This is a genomic window from Acinetobacter sp. YH01022 (genome assembly GCF_013420235.1).
Classification (GTDB): domain Bacteria; phylum Pseudomonadota; class Gammaproteobacteria; order Pseudomonadales; family Moraxellaceae; genus Acinetobacter.
The window spans coordinates 23,175-37,064 of sequence record NZ_VOYP01000010.1; the positions used below are offsets into that span (position 1 = coordinate 23,175).

A 13,890-nucleotide genomic window follows, 5' to 3' on the forward strand; every position below is an offset into this window, starting at 1 on the left:
GAATATTTGCTTAACGCAATTTTAAGGTCATTAAGCCTAAAACTACCAGCATAATCGTAATAATCCAGAAACGAATCACCACCTGGGTTTCACGCCAGCCTTTTTTCTCATAATGATGATGTAGTGGTGCCATCAGGAAGACACGTTTGTTACGCATACGCAGTGAACCAATTTGCAGGAACACCGAAATGGCTTCTACGACAAAGACCCCACCCATAATCGCAAACACGATTTCCTGACGAACCATGACTGCAATCGTACCCAGCATTGCACCTAAGGATAAAGCTCCGACATCACCCATAAATACTTGTGCAGGATGTGCGTTATACCAAAGAAAGGCCAAACCGGCACCAATCATGGCTGCACAGATCACCACCAGTTCAGAAGAATATTTTACATAAGGGATATGCAAATAATTGGCAAAGCGGACATCTCCGGCCAGATAGGCAAATACCCCCAAACCGGCAGCAACCAGAACAATCGGCATAATCGCCAGACCATCCAGACCATCAGTCAGGTTCACCGCATTGGATGCACCGTTAATTACCAGATAGGTAAAGATAATGAAACCAATCCCTAAAGGAATAACAGATAATGGAATGGTCAGATTTTTAAAGAAAGGAATCAACAGATCCAGCATGTTGCTGGTATGCACAGGATTGGCCTGCTGGGTCGCAATCACATACAAGGCAATACCGGCACCCAAAGAAGCCACTGAAGTCCAGAAGAATTTTTTTCGTGCAGGCAGACCGGCATTGTCTTTATAACGTACCTTGATCCAGTCATCTGCCCAGCCGACAGCACCAAAAATCACCATCACGCCCAGTACAATCCAGACATAAGGGTTAGATAAATCTGCCCATAACAGGGTTGAAATACCAATCGATAGCAGGACCAGAATCCCGCCCATGGTTGGGGTTCCCATTTTTTTGGCATGATTTTCAGGAGCAAAAGAACTTACCGCCTGCCCGTATTTTAAAGCTTGGAGCTTACGGATCATCACCGGACCCAAAACCAGTCCAATGGTCAATGCGGTTAAGACACTGAGCAAAGCACGTAAAGTTAAATAACGAACCACCTGAAACGTGCTGTCAAAGCCCGCCAAATGTTCAAATAGCCATAACAGCATTTAGAGTTTCTCCATCAAATCAGCCATCAATGTTTCCATGTGGGTATAGCGAGAACCTTTAAACAGGAAACTCATGGATTGAGGTTGATGTGTTTCAATTAAACTAAGTAAGAAAGGAAGGGCTTGTGCCTGGGTCAGGAAGGCCTGCAGTTTTTTGCCATACTGAGTACTGCGTGCCCCTTCCTGGGTAGCCGGAGCAAATTCACCCACAGCGACCACGAAGTGAACTCCCGGTACCGAAACCAGGTCACGCCCCAGCATATAGTGTTGCTGTGCAGCACTTGCACCTAATTCACCAATATCACCAATCACCATTACTTTGACGCCTTCCTGCTGCGCCAGCACTTCGGCTGCAGCACGCATCGATGTCGGATTGGCATTGTACGTATCATCAATAAACAGATGTTTTGCGGTATGAATAAAGTTCAAACGACCTTTCGCGCTTTTCGCCTGCTCCAAACCGGTCACAATATCATCCAGCGTAACACCAATCGCCAAGGCAAAAGCAGCAGCGGCAGTAGCATTCTGCACGTTGTGTTCACCGGCAAATGGCAGATTGATCTGACGCACACCTTGCGGGGTATTTAGCGTAAAGCGGGAAGATTGTGCTTGCAACTCGATGTCTGTTGCATATACATCACCACCTTGCCCGAAACTCAAGACTTTTTCAGTCTGTACTGCCTGACGAATCGGGTCAGCAAAATCATCTGCCGCAGGAACAATTGAGGTGCCTGCTTTATCAATATGACGATAAATTTCCGATTTTGCCCGACAGATACCATCGCGTCCGCCAAACTCACCTAAATGTGCAGTACCAATATTGATAATCCCGGCGACATGCGGTTGCACCAGATTTGAGGTGTAATCAATTTCACCTTGATGGCTGGCACCCAATTCCATCACGGCATACTGGTGTTCAGCACGTAGCTCAAGCAGCATCATCGGTACGCCCAAATCGTTATTCAGATTGCCGCGGGTAATTAAGGTCGGTGCCAGACGTGACAAGATACTGCCGAGCATTTCCTTGGTGGTGGTTTTACCACTACTGCCAGTTAGGGCAATCACTTTCAATTGTGAATTTTGTGCACGGCGATAAGCCCCTAGATATCCCAATGCCACACGGGTATCGGCAACCACAAGCTGACAGATATCAGCATCCACCGGATGGCTAACAATTGCGATTTCACAGCCCTTAGCCGCCACTTGGGCAACAAAATCATGCGCATCAAAACGTTCGCCTTGCAAGGCAAGAAAAGCATCGCCTTTTTCCGCAAAGCGTGAATCGGTCAAAATCCGTTTGATTGCGCCTTGAGGCACTTTCTCATTCAACCAGTAACTCTGGGTGGCTTCAGCAAGCTGTACGGCTGTCCACGGTTCTAAAGGTACTGTACTGGTAGTTGATGTATGCATGATGGTTCCCTATTGCACAGGATAAGCTGAATCTGGTGAGTAATGCTGTGCATCAATGGCCGCCTGCACTTCAACCACATCATCGAACCAATGACGTACGCCATCAATTTCCTGATAGTTTTCATGCCCCTTACCGGCAATAATTACAATATCACCCGCCTGAGCCTGTTTCACTGCAAATTTAATCGCTTCACGGCGGTCATGAATTTCATGCACGCGATGTGCTGAAAAATCAATTCCGGCTTTCATGTCGGCAAAAATCTGTTCAGGATTTTCACTACGTGGATTGTCTGAAGTAATCAGCGCAACATCGGCATGATCTAAGGCAGCTTGAGTCATCAATGGACGCTTGCCACGGTCACGGTCGCCACCACAGCCAAAGACTGCCCATAAATTTTTCACTACATGGCGTTTTAAGGTGGTCAGTACCTGAATCAGGGCATCCGGCGTATGGGCATAATCCACTACGAACAGGCGCTCGCCATCACGAATGACCTGCATACGACCCGGCGCACCTTTCAGTTGTGCTGCAACTGCAATCAAATCGCTTAGCTTAAAGCCAGCCTGCTGTGCAGCAATCAGACTCGCCACAAGATTTTCTACGTTAAAATGGCCCAGCAATGGGCTGTTGACTTCAAATTCACCATCCGCAGTGATCAGTTTAAAGTACGCACCGTTTAAACTATATTGAATATTTTCAACCCGATAGTCAGCTGTCTTAGTGGTCGAGTAAGTAAGGATTTTCGGTTGGGTCGGATTTGATTGGGCAGCATCAATCATGACCTGTGCATGTTCATCATCCATGTTGATAATGGCTACTTTCAAGCTGGAAAATTTAAATAATCGCGACTTGGCTTCAGCATAAGCTTCAAGCGTTCCGTGATAATCCAGATGATCGCGACTCAAGTTACTATATGCCGCAATTTCGATATCACAGCCATTTAAACGCCCCTGTTCCAGACCATGCGAGCTGGCTTCAATCGCTGCAAATTCAGCACCGGCCTGCGCATATTCATGTAAGGCATTTTGCAGCTGCAAAGCATCCAGCGTAGTATGCGTAGAGGCTTCCAGATTCGGTAAAATACCGTTACCGGTGGTTCCCATCACGGCGCATTTCTTGCCTTGCAACATCAGCAGTTCAGCAATTAAACGCGAGATGGTGGTTTTACCGTTGGTTCCTGTCACTGCAATAATGCGCGCGGCATTTACAGCTTTGGTCGCTTGTAAATACTGTTTTTGCCACTGTCCCATCAAATGACGGACATTCGCTACCACTATACTATTTTCCAGACCTAACTCTGTTTCGCTGACCACAGCCAGAGCCCCCCTTGCCAAAGCCGATTGGGCAAACTGCAAGGTTTTTTCAGGCTGAGAAAAACTAGTCAGGGCAATAAAAATTTGCCCTGCGTCAACTTTACGACTATCTAAACTAAAGCCAGTGAATGGCTTGCTCATCCATCCAGCGGTTTTCTCAGTATGGTAGATATCTTGAAATGTAATCGACATTTATCACCTGTTACTGGATTTTGGGAGTATCTAAAGGTTTATCTAAAGGCACGTTCATCAAACGTAAGGATTCCTGCATCACACGTGCAAACACTGGCGCGGCCACCAGACCGCCATAATATTGCCCTTTCGGGTTTTCCACCACAATGACCATCGCCAAACGCGGATCACTGACCGGCGCCATACCGGCAAACAGCGCACGGTACTCACTATCTGAATAACCTTTACGGTCTGCACGTAATTTATGCGCAGTACCGGTCTTACCCGCCACACGATAACCTGGAATATTCGCCTGTTGTGCTGTACCACCCGGCAAGGTCACAGCTTCCATCATCAGCAAAACCTGTTCAGCAATTTTTGCATCAATAATCTGTTCGCCTTTCGGTGGCTGTTCTAATTTATATAAGCTTAAAGGGACTTTGACCCCTTTATTGGCAATCATGGCATAAGCATCGGCAATTTGCAGCACGGTCGCATTCAGACCATACCCGTAGGCCATGGTACCTACTTCAGAGACATTCCATTTGCTTGGCGGCAAAATCAGACCCGCACTTTCACCCGGGAATTTCACCGCAGAACGCTGCCCCAAACCTACGCGTTTATAGAAAGTCGGTAAGGTTGCATAAGGCAGTGACAAGGCAATTTTTGCCACACCCACGTTGGAAGATTTCTGGATGATGCCGCCTAGGGTCAGTGCGCCATAGTTATGCGTATCACGGATGGTATGGTTACCAATACGCATACTGCCCGGCGAAGTATTGACGACAGAGTTCGCGGTATATTTGCCACTTTCCAGCGCCATCGCTACGGTCAGCGGTTTCATGGTAGAACCCGGCTCAAACGAGTCGACTGCACCGCGGTTACGCATGGCATCTTTATTGGCCAGACTCTTTTTATCGTTGGGATTATATGAAGGCCAGCTGGTCATGGCCAGAATTTCACCAGTTTTGACATCTACCGCAATCGCGGTTGCAGAGCGGGCATTATTGGCCACACCGGCAGCAGTCAACTCACGGTACATAATATATTGCAGCCGTGAATCGATACTTAAGGTGATATTTTCCCCAGCTTCGACTTCCTTGATAATTTCAGGATCTTTAAAACGGTTGCCTTTTTTATCACGCACAATCTGCTGTTCGCCATCATGACCAGATAAAGTCTTATTCAGCTGCATCTCCAGGCCTTCAATCCCCACGCCTTCACTATTGGTTAAACCAATAATCTGCGCATTGGGCTGCGGCTGCGGATAGTAACGTTTATAGTTTTTCTCAGTATAAACCCCCTGGAACTCACGCTTGGCAATCAGTTCCGCCTGCTGGGGCGGAATTTCTTTTTGCAGCACCAGATAACGTGAACGAGGTTTGTCGTTCATTTTCTTTTTCAGCTCGGCACGGTCGATGCCCACTGCATCAGCAAGCTCATCCAAATTGAGGTTTTTATCGGGTAACTGGCGTTTCAGTTTGCGATTATTGGGATCTTTGGCCAGTTCAGCAGTAATCTCGTCAAACTGTTTTTTGGTTTCAAAATAGTCACGCGGATCAATCACCACCTTCATCACTGGCGTACTGATAGCCAGAGGTACACCATGACGGTCATAGATGACGCCACGCATCGCCTTGATTTTTTCAGTTCTTAAAATATTGGCATTGGCCTTGTTTTGTAAAAAGTCCTTATTGATCACCTGCACATAAAATGCACGACTCACCAGAGCTAAAAAGCAGAGTAAAACCACGCTCCACATCAAATAAAAACGCCACATGTCTACACTGAGGGCATTTTTCTCACTAATTGGCTGCTGCTTTTTGCGTGTTGCCTGTGTTGTTCTTTTGTCCACCATAATTACAGCTAGCCCTATTTTTTATCTTCTGAAGTCATTGGTAAAGCAATTACAACCGTCTGTGCTGCAGGAGGCGAATACATGCGCAATTGCGTTACTGCACGCGTGCCAATCTGTGCCGTCGCACCAAAAGTTTGTTGTTCAATCAGCAAACGACCCCACTCTGCATTCAGATCATCCCTTTCCCGCATAAAAGAACTGAGTTCGCGGTAGTCATGACGATATTCAAACACTTGAAATACCACCATGATTGCACTGACAAAGACCAACATCAGCAAAATGATATAACTGATGAATTTTTTCATCGGTTTTTTGTCAGTTTTCTTTTCAACAACTTCAGTTTTCATTATTCGCCTTTTGAAGCTAAGCGCTCTGCAACTCTAAGCCATGCACTACGAGAACGAGGGTTGGCCTTCACCTCTTCTTCACTGGCACGGACTCGGGAAATTTTCTTTAAACGACGGGTATCTTCCCGCTTTTGTGGTAATCCCCAACTGGTATCTTCCGCTAAAGTCGATTCTTTTTGAATAAATTGTTTAATTAAACGGTCTTCCAGTGAATGGAAACTGATCACCGCCAAACGTCCCTCGGGTTTTAAAACTTCCACAGCCTGTGGCAAGAATGCTTCAATATCATCTAATTCTTTATTAATGGCAATACGGATGGCCTGAAAAGTTCGGGTTGCCGCATGTTTATTTTTTTCCCATTTCGGGTGAGCAACCTTTACGATCTCTGCCAGTTGAGCCGTGGTTTCAATATAACCGGCAGCTTTAATGGCTTTGGCAATACGGCGACTATAACGTTCTTCACCATACTGGAAAATGATATTCGCCAGGGCTTTTTCTTCAATATCCACCAGCCACTCGGCCGCCGTTGGACCTTGTGAATTATCCATACGCATATCCAGTGGACCATCTTTCATAAAACTAAAGCCACGTTCCGCCTGATCGAGTTGTGGAGATGACACCCCTAAATCTGCCATCACCCCATCCACCTGGTCGATACCCAATGCTTCCAGCTCCTGCTTTAAATCGGCAAAGCTGGCATGAATAATCTTGAAACGTGAATCTTCCTGTTCCAATAGTGCCGCCGTTTGCAAAGCTTGCGGATCTTTATCAAAAGCATAAACACGTGCATTTTCATCTAACTTAGACAGCAATAAACGGGTATGACCGCCGCGACCGAAAGTCCCATCGACATAAATTCCTGTATTGCGATCTGCCAACAAGGCATCAACAGTTTCGTGAAGTAATACAGAAATATGCGACATAAGGGTTCAATCAATACTAGGAAAAATGTAACTGCACATTATTACCTTGTTTTAACAAAGCTCCAAACGACTTTTTGTAGGGAAATATTACTTTTCATAGAGAAAACCGTTTTTGGGGATATTGAAGCAAATTTTGTTGTAAATGCATATTAGTTAAAAAACCCGATTCTTCTCTTTATTGTTTGTTAAAATCTGCCAAACTTTGCTGAACCAATAAAAATAGAGAACTATTACTCATCTTTTTTAAATTTATGCTTCATTCAAAATAAAAAAGCCAATCACAAAGGATTGGCTTTTTAGATCACGCAGAATTAACGTTTGCTATTATAAATCTGGTCAAAAATCGCACCATTCACAAAATGGGTCTGTTGTGCTTTAGCCCAACCACCAAATACCTCATCAATGGTAAAGGTTTTTAGTTTAGGGAATTGCGCAGAATATTTAGCCAACACCTCAGGATTACGCGGACGGTAGTAATATTTTGCTGCCATTTCCTGACCCAATGGTGAGTACAAGTAATTGATATAACCTTTGGCTAACCACTTGTTGCCATCTTTCTCTACATTTTTATCCACGATAGCAACCGACGGCTCGGTCAGGATAGACATGGATGGATAGACAATTTCAAACTTGTTTTTGCCCAAAGTTTTTTGCGTCACCAGGGCTTCATTCTCCCAGGTCAATAACACATCGCCAATACCACGTTCCGCGAAAGTCGTCATTGAAGCACGTGCAGCCGAGTCCATCACTTTAACGTTGTGGTACATTTTACCGACGAAGTCTTTGGCTTTGGCCTCATTACCACCCGGTTGTTTCAGCGCATACCCCCAAGCCGACAAATATACCCAGCGTGGTAAACCGCCTGTTTTCGGGTTCGGAGTAATAATCTGTACGCCTGGTTTGGTTAAGTCAGACCAGTCTTTAATATGCTTTGGATTACCTTTACGCACCATAAATACGATGGTGGAAGTATAAGGCGCAGAGTTATGCGGGAACTCTTTTTGCCAACCCGGTTGAATCTGGCCGGACTTGACGATTTCTTCAATATCATTGGCCAGAGCCAGAGTCACCACATCGCCTTTTAGGCCATCCACTACGGAACGTGCCTGTTTACCTGAACCACCATGCGACTGTTTAAAATTGACAGTACGGCCGGTACGTTCTTTCCAGTAAGTACCAAAAGACTTGTTGAATTCTTCATAAAATTCACGCGTTGCATCATAAGATACATTTAAAAATTCACGTTCTGCCGCCTGAGCAGAAGTTGCAGTAAAAGCCATGCCGGTAGCAAGCAATGCTGCACTGAATAAGGCTTTAAATTGAGTTTTCATGACATACAGATCAATTATCTTCATTAATGCTAACTATATGAAATAAAGTCATAATCCGCAATTCATCAAACTTAGGCGTAACCGATTAAGATAAAAGGTTTTTCTACTTAATCTACTGTTTTAGATAGAAAAATGACGATAACATTATACTTATTTAAGATATATAGATTTTTATGGATTGGATATGAAAAAAACGGATAATAATTTATCCGTTTTGACTTTTTTATCGAAAATCTGGCTTAATTCTTTTCACTATAAATTTGATCAAAAATAGCACCATTCACAAAATGGGTTTTCTGTGCCTTGGCCCATCCACCAAACACATCACCAATGGTAAATAGTTTGATTTTGGGAAATTGCGCGGACGGAAGAAATTCTGTGCGGCCAGTTCCTGACCTTTTGGCGAATATAAATAGTTGAGATAACCTTTAGCCAAATTACGGTTGCCATCCTTATCGACATTTTTATCGACTATCGCCACCGATGGCTCAGCCAGAATTGAAATGGACGGATAAACAATCTGATACTTGTCTTTACCTAAGCCTTGAGTCGCCAGCAGGGCCTCATTTTCCCAAGACAATAGCACATCACCAATACCACGTTCTGCAAAAGTGGTTAAAGAGCCACGTGCGCCAGAATCCAGCACTTTGACATTGCCATACAGTTTTTTCACCAGTTCCCGTGCTTTAACATTATTTCCACCCGGCTGTTTTAACGCATAACCCCAGGCAGACAGGTAAATCCAGCGTGGTGCACCGCCGGTTTTTGGATTTGGCGTAATAATTTCTACACCCGGCTTGGTTAAATCGTTCCAGTCTTTAATATTTTTGGGATTACCCTTGCGAACCAGAAAAACCATAGTCGAGGTATACGGTGCAGAATTGTTCGGAAACTGCTTTTGCCAGTTTTTATGGATCAGGCCTGCCTTTACAATTTCATCAATATCGTTGGCTAAAGCCAGAGTCACGACATCAGCCTGCAAACCATCAATCACGGAACGTGCCTGTTTACCTGAACCGCCATGAGATTGCTTGAAATTAATGTCCTGTCCGGTACGTTGTTTCCAATACGCACCAAAAGCCTGATTATATTCCTGATAAAACTCACGGGTCGGATCATAAGACACATTCAGGAAATCTTTCGCTGCAAAACTCTGTGTCCCTATTCCCCCCAGCAATACCAAAAGAGTAGAGGCGATTATTTTTTTCATGTGTAACACTCTTATTTAACTTTTATTTAACAATGAGGACACTATATAAATCATAAATATTTTTAACAATCATAAACTTATAATATTTTATTGATTAAAAATCGGTTTTAAAGATATCCATAAAAATGCTTTAAAATGCACTTTTAGTACTAAAAAATATCAGCATAAATCTACAGCTTGTTGTTTTTCCTGATTCTTCATGTTGTCTCCATATTTTTTTGATACAAAGAGCACAATGTTTACAGGTATTTATTATTTTGTAAAAAAGTGTGAGCTAGTTCTACTTTTGTATTTTTTTGTATGGTTAAATGGTACTCGCTCATCGGATTAAAACAATATATAAAATTCCAGCACCGGAAAAAAAAGGGGGATGTGGAAATGAGATATACAGCAATTATACAAGCGCTTAGCTTAAGTTTAACTTTAGGGTTTATGGCTCAGCTGGGACATGCAGCAGCAATCAAAGGTAGCGAAGCCAAAGTGATTTTAGGTCCTGAAAAGTCTTCATTGATTGAAAAAGCCCTGCAACAGCAAAAGCAAGGTGGAAATACGTTACGTGCCGATAACGATTTAAAGATGTTGACCGAAATTAAAGTGGCACCAACTCAAAGCTTCTTTGCTGCTCAAAACCAGAAATTCAGCCGTTTTGTGCAAGCACTGTTCCCTCAAAGCAGCTCTTAACTCAACAGCGAACTTATTCCCCTTTAGAAGTTCCTATCTAGCCTAATCATTTCAATGTTGAATTTAACATTAAGTGATTAGGCTTTTTCGTTATAATAGCCTTCATTCACATTCTGAAAAATATTGGTTATGACTGTTCGTACTCGTATTGCGCCTTCTCCTACTGGCTTTCCACACGTAGGCACTGCTTATATTGCCTTGTTTAACTTATGTTTTGCTAAACAGCATGGCGGTGAATTTATTCTTCGTATTGAAGATACCGACCAACTGCGCTCAACCCCTGAATCCGAAAAAATGATTTTAGATTCATTACGCTGGTTAGGCTTAAATTGGTCAGAGGGGCCAGATGTGGGCGGTCCACATGCACCGTACCGTCAATCCGAGCGTATGAGCATCTATAAACAATATGCCTTGGAACTGGTAGAAAAAGGTCATGCTTTCTACTGCTTCGCAACACCAGAAGAACTGGATCAAATGCGTGCTGAACAGCAGGCGCGTGGCGAAACGCCACGTTATGATGGTCGTGGTTTAAAGCTGTCGGCAGAGGAAGTGCAGCGTCGCCTTGCCGCAGGTGAGCCCCACGTGATTCGTATGAAAGTACCTAAAGAAGGCATTTGTAAAGTCAACGACTTACTGCGTGGGGAAGTTGAAATTCCTTGGGCTCAAGTCGACATGCAAGTTTTGCTCAAAACCGATGGTTTACCGACTTACCATCTTGCCAATGTGGTTGATGACCATTTGATGCAAATCACTCACGTTTTCCGTGGTGAGGAATGGTTACCATCGGCACCAAAACATCAGTTGCTCTACCAATACTTTGGCTGGGAAATGCCAGTACTGGGTCATATGCCATTACTTCGCAACCCGGACAAATCAAAACTGTCTAAGCGTAAAAACCCGACCTCTATCAATTACTACAAAGACATTGGTGTGTTGCCGGAAGCCTTGTTGAACTATTTAGGTCGTATGGGCTGGTCAATGCCAGATGAACGTGAAAAGTTCACTTTGGCAGAAATGATTGAGCATTTCGACATTAAGCGTGTATCCCTCGGCGGTCCGATCTTTGATGTGGAAAAACTCAACTGGCTCAACGGTCAATGGATTAAAGCGCTCTCGCCTGCCGAGCTGTTAAATACTTTATTAGCATGGAAATCTGACCGCAATACCCTGGAAGACATTGCTGCTGCCATTCAGCCGCGTATCAACCTGCTTTCTGAAGCAGTGAACTGGGCTGGTTTCTATTTCAACCAGTTCCCAAGCATCAGCAAAGAACAATTTGAAAGCAAGAAATTATCTGAAGAACAGGTTCGTCAAAGCTTGCAGTTTGCCATTTGGCGTCTGGAAAGCCTGTTCACCTGGAATAACGACACGGTGAGTCAAACCTTAATGGACTTGGCCAACCAGATGGAAATTAAGCTGCGTGACTTTATGCCCACCTTCTTTATTGCCATTGCCGGTTCAACCAGTTCAACCCCAGTCATGCAATCGATGGTGACGATTGGTCCTGACTTAACTTTCGCACGCTTACGTCATGCTCTGGAAATTGTTGGCGGACCGAGTAAAAAAGAAGCAAAAATCTGGGAAAAACTCAATGAAAGCTTAAAATTGCCGAAAAATAATGCAGTTGATGAAGCATAATTGATTTTATAGTTGACGTGTGAGCGCAATACCCCTAATATTGCGCTCACACAAACTGGGGTCATAGCTCAGTTGGTAGAGCGCTACAATGGCATTGTAGAGGTCAGGAGTTCGATCCTCCTTGACTCCACCAAGTTCCACCTTTTTTTGTGTTGCCTCAATTGTCCCTATCGTCTAGAGGCCTAGGACATCGCCCTTTCACGGCGGTAACCGGGGTTCGAATCCCCGTAGGGACGCCATATTCAAGATCATCATAATATGGTTATGCTGATCTGATAAAAAACCCAAGCATTGCGACTTGGGTTTTTTATTGTCTCAATCTTTTATCAACTTTTATTTGCGCTGTTTTTGCTTTCTGTGTCATTCCGATTAAAATAAGCGATAAATTAAAATGATGGAGTTGTAATGCAATACCGTTGCCCAAAATGCCAAAGCCCTAAAATTATGCCTGTCGCTCAAGCCGGTAGCCCTGCAGTACGACCTGTAGTTCCTAAAAGTCTGGTCTTTCTTATTCCCGCAGTATTTATCTTATTACTGCTGGTTTTAATTAGTATTGCGATGTGGATTTTTGGCGATGGTGCAGGCTCTACCCTACAAGTTGCAACCGTAGTGGCTTTTATCATCTGCGTCATCGCCGGTTTCCTGTTTTACCGCGACCTGCCAGATTTTAAAATTTCCATGCAAGGCTTTATGCAATCGCAAAAGAAATGGAAATGCCGTGAATGTAATCACGAATGGGAAATCTAAAATAGATTTGATTTCACATCAGTTTCAGTGCTGGTGTGAATCTTCCTGATGAGGTGAATGTTCTTCGTGATCATCATGGCGATGACAGGATGAATGCAGCCCGCATTCATAATCTTCAATCTGTAGCGTGATTTCCCGAATACCGTGCTGATGCTGCAACATCTCCAAAGCTTGCTGATATAACAGTGTGCGATCTGCCTGAGGCGCATAAAGATGTACCGTCAGATGGACATTTCTGGAACTAATGGCCCATACCTTCAGTTGATGGATATTCTCCACATCCTTTAACGCCAAAAGGTCATTACGCAACTGCTCAATATCAATTTCTTCCGGAACTCCTTCCAGCAGAATGTTGATACTTTGTTTGAGTAAAATCCAGGTTCTTGGCAATACCCAGAGACCAATCAACATCGCAATTAGGGTATCTACCCACATCCAGCCAGTGAAATAGATGATTGCTGCGCCCATAATCACACCGATCGAACCCACAGCATCACTTAAAACTTCCAGATAAGCCCCTTTAATATTCAGGCTTTCTGTGGCGCTGGAAAATAAAATCCGCATAGAAATCAGGTTGATCATTAAGCCAATCACCGCAACTACCAGCATGCCCAGACTTTGAATTTCAGGTGGATGGCTAAAACGCTGATAAGCTTCAAACAGAATGTACATCGCTACAACAAACAGCATTAAGGCATTAAACAGGGCGGCCAAGATTTCAAAACGCTGATAGCCAAAAGTTCTTTTATCATCTGCCGGCATTTTGCCGATTTTGATCGCCACCAAGGCAATCGCCAGGGCTGCCGCATCGGTAAACATGTGTGCTGCATCAGAAAGCAGGGCTAAACTTTGAGTGATAAAACCTGCAATGACTTCAATAATAAGAAAAATGCTGGTGAGCGCCAGGGCAAAGGTCAGCTTTTTGGCATTCGCTTCCGTCACCACTGCATGACTATGATTATGCCCATGCTGTTCAGCCATACCTACTCCTCTATTACTCTATTTTTTCTGGTTTTTGTGATAGCGATTCAATTTAATAATCATACGACCATGAGGTAATAGTATGGCATTCTTACCCTAATACCATGAGCAATAAAATTAAACCTCAACACAAGAGATTTCTTTCATAAG

At 43.9% G+C, this 13,890-nt stretch carries 11 protein-coding genes, 2 tRNA genes and 1 pseudogene; 5 read left to right on the forward strand and 9 right to left on the reverse strand.

The genetic code is table 11. The annotated features are described in order from the left end of the window. Nucleotides 1-10: 10 nt before the first annotated feature. The 8 genes and pseudogenes from mraY to FTT87_RS05160 all read right to left on the reverse strand — a co-directional run bounded on the left by mraY (nucleotide 11) and on the right by FTT87_RS05160 (nucleotide 9,693). Nucleotides 11-1,129, reverse strand: coding sequence for a phospho-N-acetylmuramoyl-pentapeptide-transferase (mraY, locus tag FTT87_RS05125; RefSeq protein ID WP_086197212.1), 1,119 nt, complete (start codon nucleotides 1,127-1,129; stop codon nucleotides 11-13). Beyond that, entirely contained in the window at nucleotides 1,130-2,539 is a 1,410-nt protein-coding gene (gene murF, locus FTT87_RS05130; RefSeq protein WP_180174523.1) for a UDP-N-acetylmuramoyl-tripeptide--D-alanyl-D-alanine ligase, read from the reverse strand. It abuts the gene before it with no gap. Nucleotides 2,540-2,548: 9 nt separating this feature from the next. After that, on the reverse strand, nucleotides 2,549-4,045 hold the full coding sequence (locus FTT87_RS05135) for a UDP-N-acetylmuramoyl-L-alanyl-D-glutamate--2,6-diaminopimelate ligase (RefSeq protein WP_180174524.1): 1,497 nt from the start codon (nucleotides 4,043-4,045) through the stop codon (nucleotides 2,549-2,551). A 10-nt stretch (nucleotides 4,046-4,055) separates the two neighbouring features. Next, on the reverse strand, nucleotides 4,056-5,882 hold the full coding sequence (gene ftsI / locus FTT87_RS05140; RefSeq protein ID WP_180174525.1) for a penicillin-binding protein PBP3: 1,827 nt from the start codon (nucleotides 5,880-5,882) through the stop codon (nucleotides 4,056-4,058). Between the two features lie 14 nt (nucleotides 5,883-5,896). Continuing rightward, nucleotides 5,897-6,229 carry a cell division protein FtsL gene (gene ftsL / locus FTT87_RS05145; RefSeq protein ID WP_180174526.1) on the reverse strand — a complete coding sequence of 111 codons (333 nt, stop codon included), beginning with the start codon at nucleotides 6,227-6,229 and terminating at the stop codon, nucleotides 5,897-5,899. After that, on the reverse strand, nucleotides 6,229-7,152 hold the full coding sequence (gene rsmH, locus FTT87_RS05150; protein ID WP_180174527.1) for a 16S rRNA (cytosine(1402)-N(4))-methyltransferase RsmH: 924 nt from the start codon (nucleotides 7,150-7,152) through the stop codon (nucleotides 6,229-6,231). Before rsmH ends, ftsL begins: the two co-directional genes overlap by 1 nt. 311 nt (nucleotides 7,153-7,463) lie before the next feature. Further along, nucleotides 7,464-8,483, reverse strand: coding sequence for a sulfate ABC transporter substrate-binding protein (locus tag FTT87_RS05155; RefSeq protein WP_180174528.1), 1,020 nt, complete (start codon nucleotides 8,481-8,483; stop codon nucleotides 7,464-7,466). Nucleotides 8,484-8,722: 239 nt separating this feature from the next. Further along, nucleotides 8,723-9,693: pseudogene (locus FTT87_RS05160) on the reverse strand (sulfate ABC transporter substrate-binding protein). A 378-nt stretch (nucleotides 9,694-10,071) separates the two neighbouring features. Between FTT87_RS05160 and FTT87_RS05165 the strand changes: the two are divergent. The 5 genes from FTT87_RS05165 (at nucleotide 10,072) to FTT87_RS05185 (ending at nucleotide 12,759) form a co-directional block, all read left to right on the forward strand. After that, nucleotides 10,072-10,374: a hypothetical protein gene (locus FTT87_RS05165; protein WP_180043457.1), complete on the forward strand. Its 303-nt coding sequence runs from the start codon at nucleotides 10,072-10,074 to the stop codon at nucleotides 10,372-10,374. A 129-nt stretch (nucleotides 10,375-10,503) separates the two neighbouring features. Then, the gene (gene gltX, locus FTT87_RS05170) at nucleotides 10,504-12,012 is read left to right on the forward strand and encodes a glutamate--tRNA ligase (protein WP_180174529.1); all 1,509 of its coding nucleotides are present in this window, start codon (nucleotides 10,504-10,506) and stop codon (nucleotides 12,010-12,012) included. Nucleotides 12,013-12,069: 57 nt separating this feature from the next. Then, a tRNA-Ala gene (locus FTT87_RS05175) sits at nucleotides 12,070-12,145 on the forward strand. A 30-nt stretch (nucleotides 12,146-12,175) separates the two neighbouring features. Beyond that, nucleotides 12,176-12,251: transfer RNA gene (locus FTT87_RS05180), tRNA-Glu, on the forward strand. Between the two features lie 166 nt (nucleotides 12,252-12,417). Then, nucleotides 12,418-12,759 (forward strand): hypothetical protein, encoded by a 342-nt coding sequence (locus tag FTT87_RS05185; protein WP_086197221.1) that lies wholly within the window; start codon nucleotides 12,418-12,420, stop codon nucleotides 12,757-12,759. 24 nt (nucleotides 12,760-12,783) lie between these two features. Here FTT87_RS05185 and FTT87_RS05190 read toward each other — a convergent pair whose 3' ends face one another. Further along, nucleotides 12,784-13,740, reverse strand: a complete 957-nt coding sequence (locus tag FTT87_RS05190) for a cation diffusion facilitator family transporter (RefSeq protein WP_180043461.1) — start codon at nucleotides 13,738-13,740, stop codon at nucleotides 12,784-12,786. Between the last annotated feature and the right edge of the window lie 150 nt (nucleotides 13,741-13,890).

What these genes read in the sequence shown, in the direction of transcription:
- mraY (WP_086197212.1), bottom strand. Translation starts at nt 1,129, where the DNA reads ATGCTGTTATGGCTATTTGAACATTTGGCGGGCTTTGACAGCACGTTT.
- murF (WP_180174523.1), bottom strand. Translation starts at nt 2,539, where the DNA reads ATGCATACATCAACTACCAGTACAGTACCTTTAGAACCGTGGACAGCC.
- FTT87_RS05135 (WP_180174524.1), bottom strand. Translation starts at nt 4,045, where the DNA reads ATGTCGATTACATTTCAAGATATCTACCATACTGAGAAAACCGCTGGA.
- ftsI (WP_180174525.1), bottom strand. Translation starts at nt 5,882, where the DNA reads ATGGTGGACAAAAGAACAACACAGGCAACACGCAAAAAGCAGCAGCCA.
- ftsL (WP_180174526.1), bottom strand. Translation starts at nt 6,229, where the DNA reads ATGAAAACTGAAGTTGTTGAAAAGAAAACTGACAAAAAACCGATGAAA.
- rsmH (WP_180174527.1), bottom strand. Translation starts at nt 7,152, where the DNA reads ATGTCGCATATTTCTGTATTACTTCACGAAACTGTTGATGCCTTGTTG.
- FTT87_RS05155 (WP_180174528.1), bottom strand. Translation starts at nt 8,483, where the DNA reads ATGAAAACTCAATTTAAAGCCTTATTCAGTGCAGCATTGCTTGCTACC.
- FTT87_RS05165 (WP_180043457.1), top strand. Translation starts at nt 10,072, where the DNA reads ATGAGATATACAGCAATTATACAAGCGCTTAGCTTAAGTTTAACTTTA.
- gltX (WP_180174529.1), top strand. Translation starts at nt 10,504, where the DNA reads ATGACTGTTCGTACTCGTATTGCGCCTTCTCCTACTGGCTTTCCACAC.
- FTT87_RS05185 (WP_086197221.1), top strand. Translation starts at nt 12,418, where the DNA reads ATGCAATACCGTTGCCCAAAATGCCAAAGCCCTAAAATTATGCCTGTC.
- FTT87_RS05190 (WP_180043461.1), bottom strand. Translation starts at nt 13,740, where the DNA reads ATGGCTGAACAGCATGGGCATAATCATAGTCATGCAGTGGTGACGGAA.